General features: G+C 55.8%; 14 protein-coding genes. 7 read left to right on the top strand and 7 right to left on the bottom strand.

What is annotated here, in order from left to right; genetic code table 11:
- Positions 1-11 precede the first annotated feature (11 nt).
- Entirely contained in the window at positions 12-791 is a 780-nt protein-coding gene (locus L579_RS04895) for a transporter substrate-binding domain-containing protein (RefSeq protein ID WP_021183170.1), read from the top strand.
- 152 nt (positions 792-943) lie between these two features.
- Here the strand turns inward: L579_RS04895 and pepT are convergent, their stop codons facing one another.
- Positions 944-2,170, bottom strand: coding sequence for a peptidase T (gene pepT, locus L579_RS04900; RefSeq protein WP_021183171.1), 1,227 nt, complete (start codon positions 2,168-2,170; stop codon positions 944-946).
- 131 nt (positions 2,171-2,301) lie between these two features.
- Between pepT and L579_RS04905 the strand changes: the two genes are divergently transcribed.
- Positions 2,302-3,897 (top strand): ABC transporter substrate-binding protein, encoded by a 1,596-nt coding sequence (locus L579_RS04905; RefSeq protein WP_021183172.1) that lies wholly within the window; start codon positions 2,302-2,304, stop codon positions 3,895-3,897.
- A 3-nt stretch (positions 3,898-3,900) separates the two neighbouring features.
- Here the strand turns inward: L579_RS04905 and L579_RS04910 are convergent, their stop codons facing one another.
- Positions 3,901-4,827 (bottom strand): LysR family transcriptional regulator, encoded by a 927-nt coding sequence (locus L579_RS04910; RefSeq protein ID WP_021183173.1) that lies wholly within the window; start codon positions 4,825-4,827, stop codon positions 3,901-3,903.
- Between the two features lie 149 nt (positions 4,828-4,976).
- On the opposite strand from L579_RS04910, the gene L579_RS04915 reads away from it, so the two are divergent.
- Together L579_RS04915 and L579_RS04920 are read left to right on the top strand one after the other, a co-directional pair.
- Positions 4,977-6,398, top strand: coding sequence for a M20 family metallopeptidase (locus tag L579_RS04915; protein ID WP_036625316.1), 1,422 nt, complete (start codon positions 4,977-4,979; stop codon positions 6,396-6,398).
- Entirely contained in the window at positions 6,395-7,669 is a 1,275-nt protein-coding gene (locus L579_RS04920; protein ID WP_021183175.1) for an MFS transporter, read from the top strand. Before L579_RS04915 ends, L579_RS04920 begins: the two co-directional genes overlap by 4 nt.
- A gap of 85 nt (positions 7,670-7,754) precedes the next feature.
- Here L579_RS04920 and aldA read toward each other — a convergent pair whose 3' ends face one another.
- The 3 genes from aldA to L579_RS04935 form a co-directional block, all read right to left on the bottom strand.
- Entirely contained in the window at positions 7,755-9,191 is a 1,437-nt protein-coding gene (gene aldA, locus L579_RS04925; protein WP_021183176.1) for an aldehyde dehydrogenase, read from the bottom strand.
- A 202-nt stretch (positions 9,192-9,393) separates the two neighbouring features.
- Positions 9,394-9,492, bottom strand: coding sequence for a YoaK family small membrane protein (locus tag L579_RS23715; RefSeq protein ID WP_150105782.1), 99 nt, complete (start codon positions 9,490-9,492; stop codon positions 9,394-9,396).
- A 24-nt stretch (positions 9,493-9,516) separates the two neighbouring features.
- The gene (locus tag L579_RS04935) at positions 9,517-9,840 is read right to left on the bottom strand and encodes a hypothetical protein (RefSeq protein ID WP_021183177.1); all 324 of its coding nucleotides are present in this window, start codon (positions 9,838-9,840) and stop codon (positions 9,517-9,519) included.
- 367 nt (positions 9,841-10,207) lie between these two features.
- Between L579_RS04935 and rhaT the strand changes: the two genes are divergently transcribed.
- Positions 10,208-11,242, top strand: a complete 1,035-nt coding sequence (gene rhaT / locus L579_RS04940; protein ID WP_021183178.1) for an L-rhamnose/proton symporter RhaT — start codon at positions 10,208-10,210, stop codon at positions 11,240-11,242.
- A gap of 72 nt (positions 11,243-11,314) precedes the next feature.
- Here the strand turns inward: rhaT and rhaR are convergent, their stop codons facing one another.
- Both rhaR and rhaS read right to left on the bottom strand, forming a co-directional pair.
- On the bottom strand, positions 11,315-12,178 hold the full coding sequence (gene rhaR, locus L579_RS04945) for an HTH-type transcriptional activator RhaR (protein WP_021183179.1): 864 nt from the start codon (positions 12,176-12,178) through the stop codon (positions 11,315-11,317).
- A gap of 16 nt (positions 12,179-12,194) precedes the next feature.
- A complete protein-coding gene (gene rhaS / locus L579_RS04950) occupies positions 12,195-13,016 on the bottom strand; it encodes an HTH-type transcriptional activator RhaS (RefSeq protein WP_021183180.1) in 822 nt (273 codons plus the stop codon).
- A gap of 292 nt (positions 13,017-13,308) precedes the next feature.
- On the opposite strand from rhaS, the gene rhaB reads away from it, so the two are divergent.
- Entirely contained in the window at positions 13,309-14,790 is a 1,482-nt protein-coding gene (gene rhaB, locus L579_RS04955; RefSeq protein ID WP_021183181.1) for a rhamnulokinase, read from the top strand.
- The gene (locus tag L579_RS04960) at positions 14,774-16,030 is read left to right on the top strand and encodes an L-rhamnose isomerase (protein WP_021183182.1); all 1,257 of its coding nucleotides are present in this window, start codon (positions 14,774-14,776) and stop codon (positions 16,028-16,030) included. Before rhaB ends, L579_RS04960 begins: the two co-directional genes overlap by 17 nt.
- Positions 16,031-16,035: the final 5 nt, after the last annotated feature.

A 16,035-nucleotide genomic window follows, 5' to 3' on the forward strand; every position in this document is an offset into this window, starting at 1 on the left:
AGGGTATAACAATGAAAAAATTAAACGCACTTTTTATCGCGCTGGGTATGCTGACCTCTGCTCATGCGTTGGCGCAGGAAACATTACGCTACGGCCTGGAATCACAATATCCGCCGTTTGAAAGCCGTAATGCACAGGGCGAGCTGGAAGGTTTCGATATCGAGCTGGGTAAAGCCATTTGCCAGACCGGCAACTTCAAATGTAGCTGGGTAGAAAGCAGCTTTGACGCGCTGATTCCTGCGTTGCAGGCGAAGAAGTTTGACGCCATCAACTCGGCGATGAACATCACCGAAGCACGCGCGAAAAGCATCGATTTCACCAAACCGATCTACCGTATCCCAACCATGCTGGTGGCAAAAGCGGGCCAGGGCCTGCTGCCGACCGCGGAGTCACTGAAAGGGAAAAACATCGGCGTGTTGCAGGGTTCCATTCAGGAAACCTATGCCAAGAAGCACTGGGAATCACAGGGCGTTACCGTCACCTCTTACCAGGATCAGAACCAGGTTTATAACGACATGGTCGCCGGTCGTCTGGATGGCACACTGGTGATGTCAGCCGCAGGCCAGTCAGGCTTCCTCGATAAGCCGCAGGGCAAAGGTTTTGCGTTTGCCGGTAAACCGGTGGAAGACGACACCATCCTGGGTTCAGGCATCGGTTTTGGCCTGCGTAAGGGTGATGCCAAACTGAAGCAGGAGCTGGATGCAGCCATCACCAAGGTGCAGGCTGACGGCACGGTTACCAAGCTGGCCGCCAAGTTCTTCCCTGGCATCGACGTTAGCGCCGCGAAATAAAGTTTAAAACCGCGCGATGAATCGCGCCGCTACAACCCCGTAACGTTTCGTAGCGGCGCGGTTTACCGCGCAATGTTTTGTTCCGTAGCGGCGCGATTTATCGCGCAATGTTTTGTTCTGTAGCGGCGCGGTTTATCGCGCAATGTTTTGCGTTATTTAGCCGCTAAATAACACAACGCCTCCGCCACCTGATATGACTTCACAAACGACGGCACCGGCAAAAACTCAAAGCGAGAATGGAAGTTGTGCGCGCCGGTAAAGAAATTCGGCGTCAGCAATCCACGGGCTGACAATGCGGCACCATCCGTACCCCCACGCATCGGGATCACCTTCGGTTCAATGCCCAATTGCGCCAGCGCGCTAAAAATCAAATCAATCGCGCGGCGGTCTTCACCAATCGCATTGCTGATATTGCTGTAGGTATCATTGATACTCAGGGATACCGTACCGGTGGGATAGCGGGCGGCAATCTCATCTGTTACCTCCACCAACTGCTGTTTCTTCGCATCAAAACCCTTAAGGTCGAAATCGCGGATGGAGGCTTTCAGCACCGCGCGGCTGGCGTTGGCCTGCATATCGTTAAACCAGATATATCCCTCGCGGCCTTCGGTATGCTCCGGTGTCGCCAGACGATCAAAATGGTCAATAAAGTCATGCGCCATCAGCAGCGGATTGACCAGTACGCCTTTGCCAGACATCGGATGTGCCGCCACGCCGGTAAATACAATCTCGGCAGCGGCAGCGTTAAAGTTTTCGAAAACCACCTCACCCAATTCGCAGCAATCGATAGTCCAGGCGAAATCGACGTTAAAACGTTGCTCCAGATCGAGCGCTTTGGCTCCCCGCAAGCCAATCTCCTCATCCGGCACAAACGCGACCCGGATATCACCGTGGTCGCCGTGCAGGTTCTCAAGCAACGTCATCACCACCGTGACCGCCGCTTTGTTATCGGCGCCGAGTACGCTGGTGCCGTCGCTAAAGATAATCTCCTGACCGAGGTAAGGGGCAATCTCAGGATGTTCCGCCACGCGCAGCCAGATATCCTGCTGAAAGTTCAGACACAGATCTTCCCCCTGAAAAGTTAAGGTTTGTGGATGGATGTCTGGTGATAACCCAACATCGACGGTATCGATATGGGTAATAAAACCGATACGCGGTGCATCGGGACGATTGCCGCGCTTCAGCGCTGTCACCGTGGCATGCTCATCTATGATGATGTCTTCCAGCCCCAACTCGCGCAGTTCTGCGGCCAACAGCTCGGCCATGGCGTGTTGTGATGCGGTGCTCGGCAATGTGGTGGATTTGGCATCGCTCTGGCTGGAGACCGCCAGGTAACGATAGAAGCGCTGAGTCAATTGGCGGGCGAGTTGGTCTGTCATCACAATTCCTTATCAGTCTCATTGCGTGGTTGAGGGTTCGCAGCGCGACTAAATCATGTTAATTATTAATCAGATGAACGACTGATATACCGATGCTGGCTCATGGAAGTCAATAAAAAGCGAGAAACAAGATGAAAAATGTGATGGCAAAATTGGCGCTCACCGCGCTGGGTCTGGCGATCGCCAGCAGCGTTTCAGCCAAAACCCTGGTGTACTGTTCCGAAGGCTCACCAGAAAACTTCAACCCACAGCTTTACACGGCAGGTACCAGCGTCGATGCCAGTGCGGTGCCGGTGTTTAACCGGTTAGTCGATTTCACGCCAGGCACCACCGAGTTGGTGCCGAGCCTGGCGCAAAGCTGGGATATCAGCCCGGACGGCACGGTCTATACCTTCCACCTGCGCCAGGGCGTGAAGTTCCACAGCAACAAATTCTTCAAGCCAACGCGAGATTTTAACGCTGATGACGTCATCTTCTCGTTTATGCGGCAGATGGACCCGAACAATCCGTACCATAACGTTTCCGGCGGGGTATATTCCAACTTCAACAGCCTGGAGTTCGCCACGCTGATTAAGAAAATCGATCGGGTTGATGACCACACGGTCCGTTTCACGCTGGCGCATGCTGAAGCGCCTTTCCTCGCCGATCTGGCGTGGTATTTTGCCTCCATCCATTCGGCGGAATATGCCGACCAGATGCTGAAAGCCGGGACACCGGAAAAGGTGGATATGGAACCGATTGGCACTGGCCCGTTTGAGCTGGTGCAGTATCAGAAAGACTCCCGCATTCTCTACAAAGCCTTCCCGGAATATTGGCAGGGCAAGGCGAAGCTGGATCGCATCGTATTCTCGATCACGCCGGATGCGTCAGTGCGTTACGCCAAACTGGAGAAAAACGAGTGTCAGATCATGCCATTCCCCAATCCGGCTGATCTCGACAAAATGCGCAAAAATCCTGACCTGACCCTGATGCAAAAGTCCGGTCTAAATACCGGCTTCCTCTCCTTCAACACCACCAAAGCACCGCTGGATAACGTGAAAGTGCGCCAGGCGCTGGCGATGGCGATCAACAAACAGGCGATTATCGATGCGGTGTTCCAGGGCACCGGTACGGTGGCAAAAAACATTCTGCCGCCCGGCGTCTGGAGTGCGGATAACAATCTGAAAGATTACGACTACGATCCTGAGAAGGCGAAAGCCTTACTACAGGAAGCGGGCATCAAACCGGGCACCGAGATCTCGCTGTGGGCGATGCCGGTCCAGCGACCTTACAACCCCAATGCGCGACGAATGGCTGAGATGATTCAGGCTGATTGGGCGAAAGTGGGTATCAAAGCCAATATCGTCAGCTATGAGTGGGGCGAATATCTCAAACGTATCCGCAATGGCGAGCACCAGGCGGCGCTGATGGGCTGGACCACCGCTACCGGCGATCCGGATAACTTCTTCGGCCCGCTATATAGCTGCACCTCGGCGAAGGACGGTTCGAATTCGGCGAAGTGGTGCTATGCACCGTTTGATAAAATCATCACTGAGGCGCGTGCCGAACAGGATCACAACAAACGCATTGCGCTGTACCTGGAGGCACAGCAAATCATGCATGACCAGATGCCTGCGGTGATGATTGCCCACTCGACCATCTTCGAACCGGTACGCAAATCGGTTACCGGTTATCAGGTGGACCCGTTTGGCAAACACATCCTCTATCCGGTGGATATCCAGCAGTAAATCTCAGGGCTTCCAGCGCTGGCGCAGGGGTTCCTCCAGCGCGTTGAGCTGCTGATGGAGAAAGTCCAGCAACAGATTCAGGGCGGCACTACGGGGCCGCCCTGATTGCGTCTGGAGTTGCAGGGTGCGTTGATTTAACTGGTCGATCCCGACCGAACGCAGGATCAACCCGTGCGTTTCCGCTTCATATAACACGGTAAACGGGCTGCTGATGGTCACGGCCAGCGGGGTGCGCAGCAGGAAGTGATAGAGGGTGGAGAAGTTATCGCAGGTCAGCACCGGTTCTACCACGTTCCCGCTCATATGGCAGGAGAGGTCGAACAGTTGGCGCACCGTGGTGTTTTGCTCTGGCAGTGCCAGCGGGTACTGGCTGAGATCCGCCAGCGAGACCTGATTGGCGTGGGCCAGTGGATGACTGTGATGCATGACCAGCAATACCGGCGCGGGCCAGGAACCAATCACCTCGACACCGCGTTCGGCGTGCAGGCTGAACTGTAACGCCAGATCACATTCGCCGTTGCGCACCCACTCGGCCACTCCCTGAGTGCTGCCAACTTTCAGGCTGAACAGCACACCGGGATTGCTGAGGCGAAAATCGGCAAACAGGCGTGGCAGCAAGGTGAAGGCCATGCCATCGGTACAGGCAACGCGGATCTGTGTGCGGCGTACCGCCGTTAAGCCCTTAATCTCCGCCAGCGCATACTCCATCTCCAGCATATTTTTACGTACCTGATGCGCAAAAATTTCCCCCGCTTCGGTCAATACCATGCCGCGGGCATGACGCTCAAACAACGGCACGCCAACCTGTGCCTCAAGGCGTTGAATCTGACGGCTGATGGCGGATACCGCCACAAACAGTTGTTCACTGGCGGCACTTAGCGATCCGGCATTCACGACGGCGAGAAAATATCGAATTTCACTGCTTTGCATATTTCTGCTTCCTGGTGGTGCATGCCTCAAAATCGGGCAGCCAAGCTTTGCTTTCAAAGCAAATCTTACTCGATAAATTGATAATTGTGGCAAATCAGCCTTTCCGCAAAGATAAGGATGATGATAAAACCAACAACAGACAGGCAAACATGACAGCACAACAGGCCGTACAACAGGCCAGCGACTATTTTGACAGCGGGGAATTCCAGCAACTGCTCACGCGCCGGGTGGCGCAGGTCACCGAAAGCCAGCGTGCGGATCGTGACCAGCAGCTGCATGATTATTTGCACAAGGAGATTGGCCCACAACTGGTGGCGCTCGGTTTCACGCTGCACTTTATCGACAATCCCGTCACCACAAATCGCCCGTTCCTGGTGGCGGTGCGCATCGAAGATCCGGCGCTGCCAACGCTGTTGAGCTACGGTCACGGCGATGTGGTGTTTGGCGATGATGAAAACTGGCGTGACGGGTTATCGCCGTGGCAACTGAAAGAAGAGGGCGATCGCTGGTATGGTCGCGGTAGCGCAGATAATAAAGGCCAGCACTGCGTCAATCTGGCCGCGCTGGAGCAGGTGTTTCAGGCGCGCGGTGGACGCCTCGGTTTTAACTGCAAAATGCTGTTTGAAATGGGGGAAGAGATTAGCTCACCGGGTCTGGCGGAGCTGTGCGAGCAATACGGCGATCTGCTGAAGGCCGATTTGTTTATCGCCTCCGATGGCCCGCGCCTGAATGCGGTGCGTCCGACGTTGTTCCTCGGATCGCGCGGCTGCGTCAATTTCCGCCTGACCATCAACGCACGCGACAATGCGTACCACTCCGGTAACTGGGGTGGCTTGCTGACCAATCCGGGAACACAACTGGCAAATGCCATCGCCACGCTGGTCAATGGCCAGGGCGTGTTGCAGGTTGAAGCACTGAAACCGACCTCTCTGACCGACGACGTGCGCGCCATCCTCAGCGATATCGAGGTGGGTGGCATGCCCGGCGATCCGGCGATCGAGGTGAACTGGGGTGAACCGGGCCTGACACCGACCGAACGCCTTTATGGCTGGAACACGCTGGAGGTGCTGGCGTTTCTCACCGGCAACCCGGCACGTCCTATGAACGCCATTCCCGGCAGCGCGACCGCCGTGTGTCAGTTACGTTTTGTGGTGGGAACAGATTGGGAAAATTTGGCACAGCACATTGAAGCGCATCTGCAAAACCACGGCTTTGACCAGGTGAAGGTCGAGTTTATGCGCGGATCGCCAGCTACCCGTCTCGACCCCACCGATCCGTTGGTGAGCTGGGTGCTGGAGAGCATGGCGCAAACCAGCGGAAAAAAACCGGCGTTGTTACCGAATCTCGGCGGTTCGCTACCCAATGAAGTGTTCTCCGACATCCTCGGCTTGCCGACGCTGTGGGTGCCGCACTCCTATCCGGCCTGCGGTCAGCACGGCGTTAACGAACATATGTTGAAATCCATCGCCCGTGAGGGGCTGCAAATCATGACGCGTCTGTTGTGGGATCTGGGTGAGCAAGGCGCAGAACTGATTGCCCGTCACCAGGCGCATGCCGGAGGTGCCAAATGAGTAGCATCAGTCACAGCGCACCAACCAGCGCGGTTAAACCCAATCTGCATAAAACCCTGTTCGCCACCTGCATCGGCAATGCGCTGGAGTGGTTCGACATTGCGGTGTATGGCTTCTTCGCCAGCTATATCGCCCATGCCTTTTTCCCGACCAGCGATCCCTCGGTATCGCTGCTGCTGACCTTTGGCAGCTTTGGCGTCTCATTCCTGATCCGCCCGCTGGGGGCGATTGTGCTCGGTAACTACGCCGATCGTCATGGCCGTAAAAAGGCGCTGCTGCTGTCGATCAACCTGATGATGCTCGGCGGGGCGATTATCACCTTTATGCCGGGTTATGCCTCAATTGGCCTGGCTGCTCCGGTGTTGATTCTGTTGGCGCGCCTGATCCAGGGCTTCTCCGCCGGTGGTGAATTCGGCAGTTCCACCGCGTTCCTGGTGGAACACTTCCCGGAGCGTAAAGCCTTTATCGCCAGCTGGCAGTTTGCTACGCAAGGGGCCAGTACCCTGATGGCATCGGCGTTTGGCCTGGGTCTGACGCAGATTCTGAGCGAAAGCCAGATTCAGGACTGGGGCTGGCGTATTCCGTTTGCCTTTGGCCTGCTGATTGGCCCGCTGGGTATTTACATCCGTCGTCATGTACATGAACCGGCCAGCTTTGCACAGCAGCAGCCGGAAGCGGCACCGCTGAAGCGTCTGTTTGGTCGTCAGAAGGAGCTGATGCTGCTGGCGATTGGCTTGATGGTGATCTCCACCGCCGTTAACTACATGCTCAACTATGTGCCGACCTATGCCACCAAAACGCTGCATCTGCCGGGTTCGGCGGCGTTCAGCGCCACCTTGCTGGCTGGGGTGATCCTGACGGTGGTGACGCCGCTGATGGGGCTGTGGGCCGAGAAGGTCGGTCGGGTGCCGTTGATGTGGGGATCGTTAATTCTGCTGCTGGTGACCATCTATCCGGCGTTTACCCTGGTGGTCAATCACACCACGCCGCTGACGCTGATGTTGCTGGTGGGCTGGATGGCACTGCTGAAATCGGTTTACTTCTCGACGGTGCCCTCGGTGATGGCCGATCTGTTCCCGATTGGCACCCGTGCCAGTGGCATGGCGATCAGCTATAACATCGCGGTGACGGTATTTGGCGGTTTTGCACCGTTGATTTGTACCCTGTTGATTAGCGCGACCGGCACCAGTCTGGCACCGAGTTATTATCTGATGGCAGTCGCATTGCTGAGCGGCATTGCGCTGGTCCGCAGTAAGCAGCGCCTGAGTTAATCCACTGCACGAACCGTAGCGGCGCAATTTATCGCGCGTTTTTTGCAAAACATGCGCGATAAATCGCGCCGCTACGGGTTATCTCTTACGCAAATTGCAAATACGCCACATGGGTTTGCAGATACTCTTCCAGACCGTGGCGACCATCCGCGCCGCCAACCCCGGATTTCCGCCAGCCCGCATGGAAGCCCTGCATCGCTTCAAAATTCTCGCGGTTAATGTAGGTTTCACCGAATTTCAGCTGACGCAGCGCAATCATCGCGGTGTTCAGATTCTGGGTATAAATCGATGAAGTCAGGCCATATTCGCAGTCGTTTGCCAGGCCAATCGCCTCATCCAGCGTTTTAAAGGTCATCACCGGCAGCACCGGACCAAAGATCTCTTCGCGCATGATCTCCATCTCCTGACGCACGTCAGTGATGATGGTCGGCTCAAAATAGAAGCCCTGTTCTCCGACACGCTTTCCACCGAGAATCACTTTCCCGCCTTGCTCCAGGGCTTTCGCCACTTTTTGTTCGACACGACCGAGCGCCGCCGCCGTGATCAGGGGGCCCATATCAATATCGGTACGCTCGGCAGGATTGCCGAATTTCACCTGTTTAAAGGCATCCGTAAGGGCGCTGATAAAGCGATCGTAAATACCTTCCTGCACATAAACGCGCTCAGCGCAGTTACACACTTGTCCGGTATTGATGACGCGGGAACTGACAATGGCTTTTACCGCCAGATCGAGGTCGGCATCATCCATTACAATCGCCGGGGCTTTGCCACCCAACTCCAGCGACACTTTGGTCACATTCTTCGCTGCCGCTTCCATGGTGGCGATACCGGCATTCACGCTGCCGGTGAGGCTGACCAGTCCCACTTTCGGGTTAGCTGCCAGCTCCTGACCGACCTCCGGCCCATAGCCGTAAACAAAGTTGATCACTCCAGCCGGCAGACCGATATCATGCAGGATCCCGGCGAAAATGGCGGCGTTATTCGGTGTCAGCTCACTCGGTTTAATCACGATGGTATTGCCGGTGACCAGCGCCGGTGCCGCTTTACGCGCAATCAGGAAGAAGGGGAAGTTCCACGGCAGAATGCCGGTAGTCACGCCGATAGCTTTCTTAAACACGAAAATGTTTTCGTTCGGGCGGTCGCTGTTGACGATTTCGCCCTCGTAGCGGCGTGCCCACTCGGCCATATAGTCGAGATAATCCGCGGTGAACAGCACCTCGGTTTGCGCCAGTCCCTGAGTTTTCCCGCCCTCAGCCACGATAGTCGCGGTGAGTTCCGCCTCGTGTTGACGAATACCATTGGCGATTTTGCGTAGCCAGTTACCGCGCTCAATTGCCGGTAACGCTTCCCAGCCGGGTTGTGCCGCTTCTGCGGCAGCAATCGCCTGACTGGCGATCTGTCTGGTGCCTTCTGGTACGCGTGACAGCAGCGCTTCGGTGGCCGGGTTAATCACTTCAATCCATTTGTCGTTCTGATTGGCAACAAACTCGCCATTGATGAAATGTTGATGGTGCGTTGTCATCTGTAGGGTCTCCGCGATCGGTTTCGTTAAATTTGTGTGAAATGCAGAGTGAAGCAGATCAAGGTGTAGCACCTTTTTGTCATTGCCAGGGTAGGGGGGCAGATGGCAGCGAAGGGAAGAAACAAATGACAAGCGCAGCATATCTGGCGAAATGCTGCGTATTCAGCAGGTTAGCTGGCAGAACGGCGAAGTCTGAAAAAGGTCACGACCCCGGCATCATCGCGCCACTGGCGATAAACCAGGCGAGAAAGCTGACACCGGCAATGATAATAGCGATGGGGAAAAGCAGTCCGATTTTCATGATTATCCTAAAGTGAAAGCGGGTTCAGGTAAGCTGAACCAGTGCGCGATGCGTTTTCATCATACTGAACAGCTGGAACTGCGTGGCATCGTCAATTTCACGCAGATGTTCACCTTTCTGATAATGGATACTGTGAATATGACCCAGTTGCCGCCACACCACAATCGCTGAGGCCAGCAGGGCGCAGTTATCTTCGCTCTGCACGCACTCAAGACGGGCATAGTGTATATCTTCCAGCCCGTTAATAAAGATGTTGAGTGACTCGGGCGGCACAATGGCGCGGATATCATCCAGCATTACGCGACTCACCGGACGTGAGAGCAACAGCGTCAACCTCTTGGTATTCATCCCAATCCTTGTCCTGATGATTTTTCTCAACGTTATACGGATTAATTGCAGTCGGGGGAAGCCACGATCCGTGCTTTGTGTGATTGCCATGTTAACGATGCGCATGGCAGTCAGGTTAAAACTGTGCTGATCAACACAACATTTCCAGAAAATATCGATAATAATAAACAGGTTATCTTTTTTTCTGACGTGCCTGCCTGCAAATGCGATTTTGTGATCCTTATGTTGAAAACCCACCGGATATTGCCAATTCCGCCCATCCTCCGGCAGCCATTCAAAGGCTGAGGAAAAGCTGCCCGCCGTAGACTGCCGGGTAATCGGGAGACCGCCGGTTTCCTGTTGGCCTCAACCTTACGAAGGAATAACAATGAACAGTGCCATCATTGCAGGTATCTTCTGGCATCTGGTGGGTGCCGCCAGTGCTGCATGTTTTTATGCTCCGTTTAAACAGGTGAAAAAGTGGTCATGGGAAACCATGTGGTCGGTCGGTGGCGTGATGTCGTGGCTGATTCTGCCCTGGGTCGTGAGCGCGGTGCTGCTGCCGAATTTCTGGGCCTACTACGGTAGCTTTAGCTTCTCCCAGCTGTTGCCGGTGTTTCTGTTTGGTGCCATGTGGGGTGTCGGCAACATCAACTACGGTCTGACCATGCGCTATCTGGGGATGTCGATGGGTATCGGTATTGCCATTGGCATTACGCTGGTGGTGGGCACGCTGATGACGCCGTTGTTACAGGGGCGTTTTGTCGAACTGTTCAGCTCAGAAGGTGGTCGGCTGACGCTGTTGGGCGTATTTGTTGCGCTGATCGGCGTGGCGATTGTCTCCCGGGCCGGATTGTTAAAAGAGCGGGCGCTGGGGATTAACGCGGAAGAGTTTAACCTGAAGAAGGGGCTGGTGCTGGCGGTAATATGCGGCATTTTCTCCGCCGGGATGTCTTTTGCGATGGATGCGGCCAAACCGATGCACGAAGCAGCCGCCAGCCTGGGTATCAATCCGTTGTACGTGGCGCTGCCCAGTTATGTGGTGATTATGGGCGGCGGGGCGCTGGTTAACCTCGCGTACTGCTTTATCCGCCTGGCGGTGAAACCTGAACTTTCCGTTCGCGCTGACTTCTCCGTAGCCAAACCGATGTTGCTGGCCAACATCGCCTTTGCGGTGCTGGGCGGTACCATGTGGTATCTGCAATTTTTCTTCTACGCCTGGGGCCATGCCAAAATCCCGCCACAGTATGATTTTGTCAGCTGGATGCTGCATATGAGCCTGTATGTGCTGTGTGGCGGTTTGGTCGGATTGGTGCTGAAGGAGTGGAAGGCCGTAGGACAACGTCCGGTGCGCGTGTTGTCACTGGGCTGCGTGGTGATTATTATCGCGGCCAACATTGTCGGGCTGGGGATGGCATCCTGATGGGGCGTGATTAATAACGTATATCCGCTGGTCTGATTTGCAGCGGCGCGATAAATCGCGCCGTTACGAGAGTTAATGCGGCTCACCCATCAACGCCGGGCGGTGCGGTAAAAATCGCTGCCGCCAGGCGCTCGGCGTCAGACCGGTTTCCCGCGTGAACACCACCGAAAAGTAATTGCTGTCATCAAAACCGCAACGCGCGGCCACTTCACTGATTAACCAATCCTGCGTGCGCAGCAGGTATTTTGCCTGGCACAACTGCAACTGACGCAGATAATGACCAACGGTCATGCCGGTTTGCTGACGAAACAACTGCTTCAACGCGCGTTCACTCAAGTTATTCTGCTGACAAAAAACGGCGAGGTCGAAGGGGCGGTCAATCGCACCCTGCAACGCTGACATCAGCAGATCCAACTGTTCACCTTCCGGTAACGCCCACGGCCGATCCGCGGCGTAACCGTGGCGACGCAATATCAGCGCCAGCTGCAAAAACAACGCTTCGGAGAGCTGGATCGACAGTGAGTCGCTTTTGCGGCTTTCGCGTTCCAGTTGAGTGATTACGCCGCGAGCCAGAGCCATGCCGCGCGTGGTTAAGCGCCAGCAGCCGGGGCAGGCGGCATCTTCCGGTGGCAGCAACTGGCTCCAGTCCAGCCCAAGCTGGAAACGGTCGCGGCAGTAGAGAATATTATCCAGTGCCAGATCGTTGACGCTGTCGTAGCTGTGGCAGTCGTTATCGCGGATATAAAAGACATCGCCACAGGTGATCAGCCACGGTCGGTCATTGAGAATATGCAGACCGTTGCCGCGCCAGACGATAACGATCTCACTGAACTCATGTCGATGCGGCGGGAAGGAGGGTTGCGGCAGGCGTTCGGCCACCGCAATCGGCAGATTCGGGGCCGGGAAGTAGTCTTCGCGCGTCAATATTAGCGACATGAGGGTGCACTCCAGGTTACAACATCTGCTGGCGCTCCGCTCGGGGCGCACAGCCAAATTCCCGCCGAAACAGCGTGGAAAAATGGTTACTGTCACCAAATCCGCACTGATAGGCGATATCCGTAATGCGCATATCACTGTGCCGCAGCAAGTGGCGCGCCTGCAACAAACGCAACCGATTCAGATAACGTTGCGGCGTATTGCCGGTTTGCTGCTTCATCTGCCGATGCAGGGTACGCAGCGACAGCGAAAACTGGTCAGCCAGCGCCTCCCAGGCAATTTCTTCACTGTAATGTTCATTCAACCAGTCGAGCAAACGATGCAGGCGAGCTTCCTGGTCCTGCGCTTCTTCGTTATGACCGGCCTCGCGCAGCAGCACCAGCAGTTGCAGGAAAGCTTGCTCCTGGCGCGCCTGTTTCTCCAGTGACCAGACGCCCGGCTGGTTCATCTGCGTCACGATCTGCAACGCCTGGTTCATCACCTTGTGGTTAATGCGCCAGTGCGAGCTGTAGTGGCCCTCTTCCTCACGCGGGAGCAACGCCTGCAAACCGGAGAGAAAACGAAACGAAGCCGGGCTGCGATACAGCACGTTAGTCAGACATAAATTGTCGGTTTGTTCATACAGATGACGATCGTGATCGCGTACGAAACACACGCACCCGGCACACAACGCCTGCGGCTGACCATTAAACACATGGATGCCGGAACCCTGTTCCACCAAAACGATCTCATGAAAATCATGGTGATGTTCGGGGAAGGCCAGCTGTGGCACGCGCGGCTCGACGGCAATGGTGTACTCCCCGGCGGGGAAAAAATCTGCGCTGTGTAACACGGTCATGGTTCGCCTCTCATTATTAACAAAACCGTAACCGAGTCTACTCAGGCGATCAGCACCTTACCTTGAATTTCACACCGGGTGATGCAGGAAAATGGTTAATTTTTCAAGATCTCCGGGCTTGATGCAGAAAATGCGGCAAAGCTCACAACTCGGCGCTTGTGTGGTTCTGTGAGCTGTCTCACGAACATCTTTGCCACGGTGCCAGCGGGTCTGACGCGCTGGCAGTAACGGGAAGGTGAGGAAAAGGCGGGATTTTTACTCTGTACGCATCTCATCACAGGAAGAACACGCCATGAGTATGCGTAACATTGTTGCCATTGATTTAGGCGCATCCAGCGGGCGCGTGATGCTCGCGCAATGGACCACAGAAACCCAGCGACTCACGCTGCGTGAAGTGCGTCGTTTTGCTAATCAGCGCGTACGGCGTGCCGGTTATGACAGTTGGGATCTGGAGGGGCTGGAGCAGGAGATCCGTCAGGGACTGCAACAGCTGGATGAGGAAGGCATCGTGCCGGACAGCATTGGCATCGATACCTGGGGCGTGGACCTCGTCCTGCTGGATGCCGACGGCCAGCGGGTCGGCGAGGCCGTCAGCTACCGCGATGCTCGCACCGACGGCCAGATGGCGCAGGCGATCAACGAGCTGGGTAAATCCAACATTTATCAGCGCACCGGTATTCAGTTTCTGCCATTCAATACCCTGTACCAGCTACGCGCGCTGCATTTGCAACAACCTGACTGGCAGGCGCAGGTCAGCCATGCGTTGATGATCCCTGATTACCTGCATTATCGCCTGACCGGTCAGTTGAACTGGGAATACACCAATGCCACCACCACGCAGTTGCTGAACATCACTCATGGCGACTGGGATGACGAGTTACTCGCCTGGGCAGGCGTACCGGCCAGTTGGTTCGGCAAACCCAGCGCACCGGGTAACACCGTCGGCCACTGGGTCAGCCCAGGCGGTCATCATATCCCGGTGATCGCGGTGGCGACCCACGACACCGCCAGTGCGGTGCTGGCGACGCCGCTGATGCTGGACGACGCCGCCTATCTGAGTTCAGGCACCTGGTCGTTGATGGGCATTGAAAGCCTGCAACCCTGGCTCAGCCCGGCGGCGCTCGACGCCAATATCACTAACGAGGGTGGCGCAGAAGGTTATCGGGTGCTGAAAAATATCATGGGCCTGTGGCTGTTGCAGCGCGTATGCAGCGAGTTGCACATCAGCGACTTGTGCGCCTTGATTCAGCAAGCCGCCGATGAACCCGCCTGTGTCGCGCTGATCAACCCCAATGACAATCGCTTTATTAACCCCGCCAATATGGTGCAGGAAATTCAGGATGCCTGTGCGGAGCAGCAGATGCCGGTGCCGCAAACTGCTGCCGCGCTGGCGCGTACCATTTTTGACAGCCTCGCGTTGTTGTATCGCCAGGTGATGGGTGAACTCGGCCAGTTGCGTGCGTCACCGTTGCGTCAACTGCATGTGGTGGGCGGTGGTTGTCAGAATCCGCTGCTGAACCAACTGTGTGCTGATGCCTGCCAGTTACCGGTGTTCGCCGGGCCGGTAGAAGCGTCAACGTTGGGTAATGTCGGTTGCCAGCTGATTGCCCTCGGTGAATTGCGCGATGTGGCGGATTTGCGTCGCTGCATCAGCCAGAACTTTCCGTTAGAAAAATTTGCCCCGCTTAACAACAGCGCTTTTGCTGCCAACCTGGCACGCTTCGCCGCGCTGAGCCAACCCGCTAAGGAACTTGCTTATGACAAAGCTGATTGAACAGGCCTTTGACCTGGCGAAACAACGTTACGCTGCGATTAACGTCGATGTAGAACAGGTGATGACACAACTGGACCGCATTCCAGTCTCGATGCACTGCTGGCAGGGCGATGACGTACGCGGCTTCGAGAATCCGCACGGCGCGCTCACCGGCGGGATTCAGGCCACCGGCAACTATCCTGGCCGGGCGCGTAATGCCGAGGAACTGCGTGCAGACCTCGACAAAGCCTTGTCGCTGATCCCCGGGGCGAAGCGCCTCAATCTGCACGCTATTTACCTGGAAAGCGATCAACCGGTGGAGCGCGATGCGATTGAACCGGCGCACTTCAGCAACTGGGTCGCATGGGCGAAAAATAATAAGTTGGGGCTGGATTTCAACCCCACCTGTTTTTCCCATCCGCTGAGTGCCGACGGCTTTACCTTATCCCACGCGGATAAGGGGATTCGCCAGTTCTGGATTGATCACTGCAAAGCCAGTCGCCACATTTCGGCCTTCTTTGGCGAGCAGTTGGGGACGCCTTCGGTGATGAATATCTGGGTGCCGGACGGCATGAAAGATCTGACGATCGATCGTCTGGCCCCGCGTCAGCGTCTGCTGGCGGCGTTGGATGAGATCATCAGCGAAAAACTTAATCCTCAGCATCATATCGATGCGGTGGAAAGCAAGCTATTTGGTATCGGTGCGGAGAGCTACACCGTGGGTTCCAACGAGTTCTACCTCGGCTATGCCTGTAGCCGCCAGACGGCGCTGACGCTGGATGCGGGCCATTTTCATCCGACTGAGGTGATCTCCGACAAAATCTCTACCGCCATGTTGTATGTGCCGCGCCTGCTGCTGCACGTCAGCCGTCCGGTACGCTGGGACAGCGATCATGTGGTGATTCTGGATGATGAAACCCAGGCGATCGCCCATGAAATCGCCCGCCAGAAACTGTTCGACAAAGTGCATATCGGCCTCGACTTCTTTGACGCTTCCATCAACCGCATCGCCGCCTGGGTGATTGGTACGCGCAATGCCAAGAAAGCGTTGCTGCGTGCCTTGCTGGAGCCGACGGATCAATTACGCCAACTGGAGGCAGCAGGGGACTACACCGCCCGTCTGGCCTTGCTGGAAGAACAAAAGTCGCTGCCGTGGCAGGCAGTCTGGGAGGCCTGGTGCCTGCGTCACGATGTCCCGGCCGACGCCAGTTGGCTGAGCGATGTCCGTCACTATGAACAACAAATTCTGGCTCAACGTTAAGGGAC

Origin of the sequence: Pantoea sp. AS-PWVM4, from assembly GCF_000468095.1 — a bacterium.
Classification (GTDB): domain Bacteria; phylum Pseudomonadota; class Gammaproteobacteria; order Enterobacterales; family Enterobacteriaceae; genus Pantoea; species Pantoea phytobeneficialis.

Excerpts from the sequence above, each read along its gene's own strand:
- pepT (WP_021183171.1), bottom strand. The coding sequence starts at position 2,170 with ATGACAGACCAACTCGCCCGCCAATTGACTCAGCGCTTCTATCGTTAC.
- L579_RS04935 (WP_021183177.1), bottom strand. The coding sequence starts at position 9,840 with ATGAATACCAAGAGGTTGACGCTGTTGCTCTCACGTCCGGTGAGTCGC.
- rhaR (WP_021183179.1), bottom strand. The coding sequence starts at position 12,178 with ATGTCGCTAATATTGACGCGCGAAGACTACTTCCCGGCCCCGAATCTG.
- rhaB (WP_021183181.1), top strand. The coding sequence starts at position 13,309 with ATGAGTATGCGTAACATTGTTGCCATTGATTTAGGCGCATCCAGCGGG.
- rhaT (WP_021183178.1), top strand. The coding sequence starts at position 10,208 with ATGAACAGTGCCATCATTGCAGGTATCTTCTGGCATCTGGTGGGTGCC.
- aldA (WP_021183176.1), bottom strand. The coding sequence starts at position 9,191 with ATGACAACGCACCATCAACATTTCATCAATGGCGAGTTTGTTGCCAAT.
- L579_RS04960 (WP_021183182.1), top strand. The coding sequence starts at position 14,774 with ATGACAAAGCTGATTGAACAGGCCTTTGACCTGGCGAAACAACGTTAC.
- L579_RS04895 (WP_021183170.1), top strand. The coding sequence starts at position 12 with ATGAAAAAATTAAACGCACTTTTTATCGCGCTGGGTATGCTGACCTCT.
- rhaS (WP_021183180.1), bottom strand. The coding sequence starts at position 13,016 with ATGACCGTGTTACACAGCGCAGATTTTTTCCCCGCCGGGGAGTACACC.
- L579_RS23715 (WP_150105782.1), bottom strand. The coding sequence starts at position 9,492 with ATGAAAATCGGACTGCTTTTCCCCATCGCTATTATCATTGCCGGTGTC.
- L579_RS04905 (WP_021183172.1), top strand. The coding sequence starts at position 2,302 with ATGAAAAATGTGATGGCAAAATTGGCGCTCACCGCGCTGGGTCTGGCG.
- L579_RS04915 (WP_036625316.1), top strand. The coding sequence starts at position 4,977 with ATGACAGCACAACAGGCCGTACAACAGGCCAGCGACTATTTTGACAGC.
- L579_RS04910 (WP_021183173.1), bottom strand. The coding sequence starts at position 4,827 with ATGCAAAGCAGTGAAATTCGATATTTTCTCGCCGTCGTGAATGCCGGA.
- L579_RS04920 (WP_021183175.1), top strand. The coding sequence starts at position 6,395 with ATGAGTAGCATCAGTCACAGCGCACCAACCAGCGCGGTTAAACCCAAT.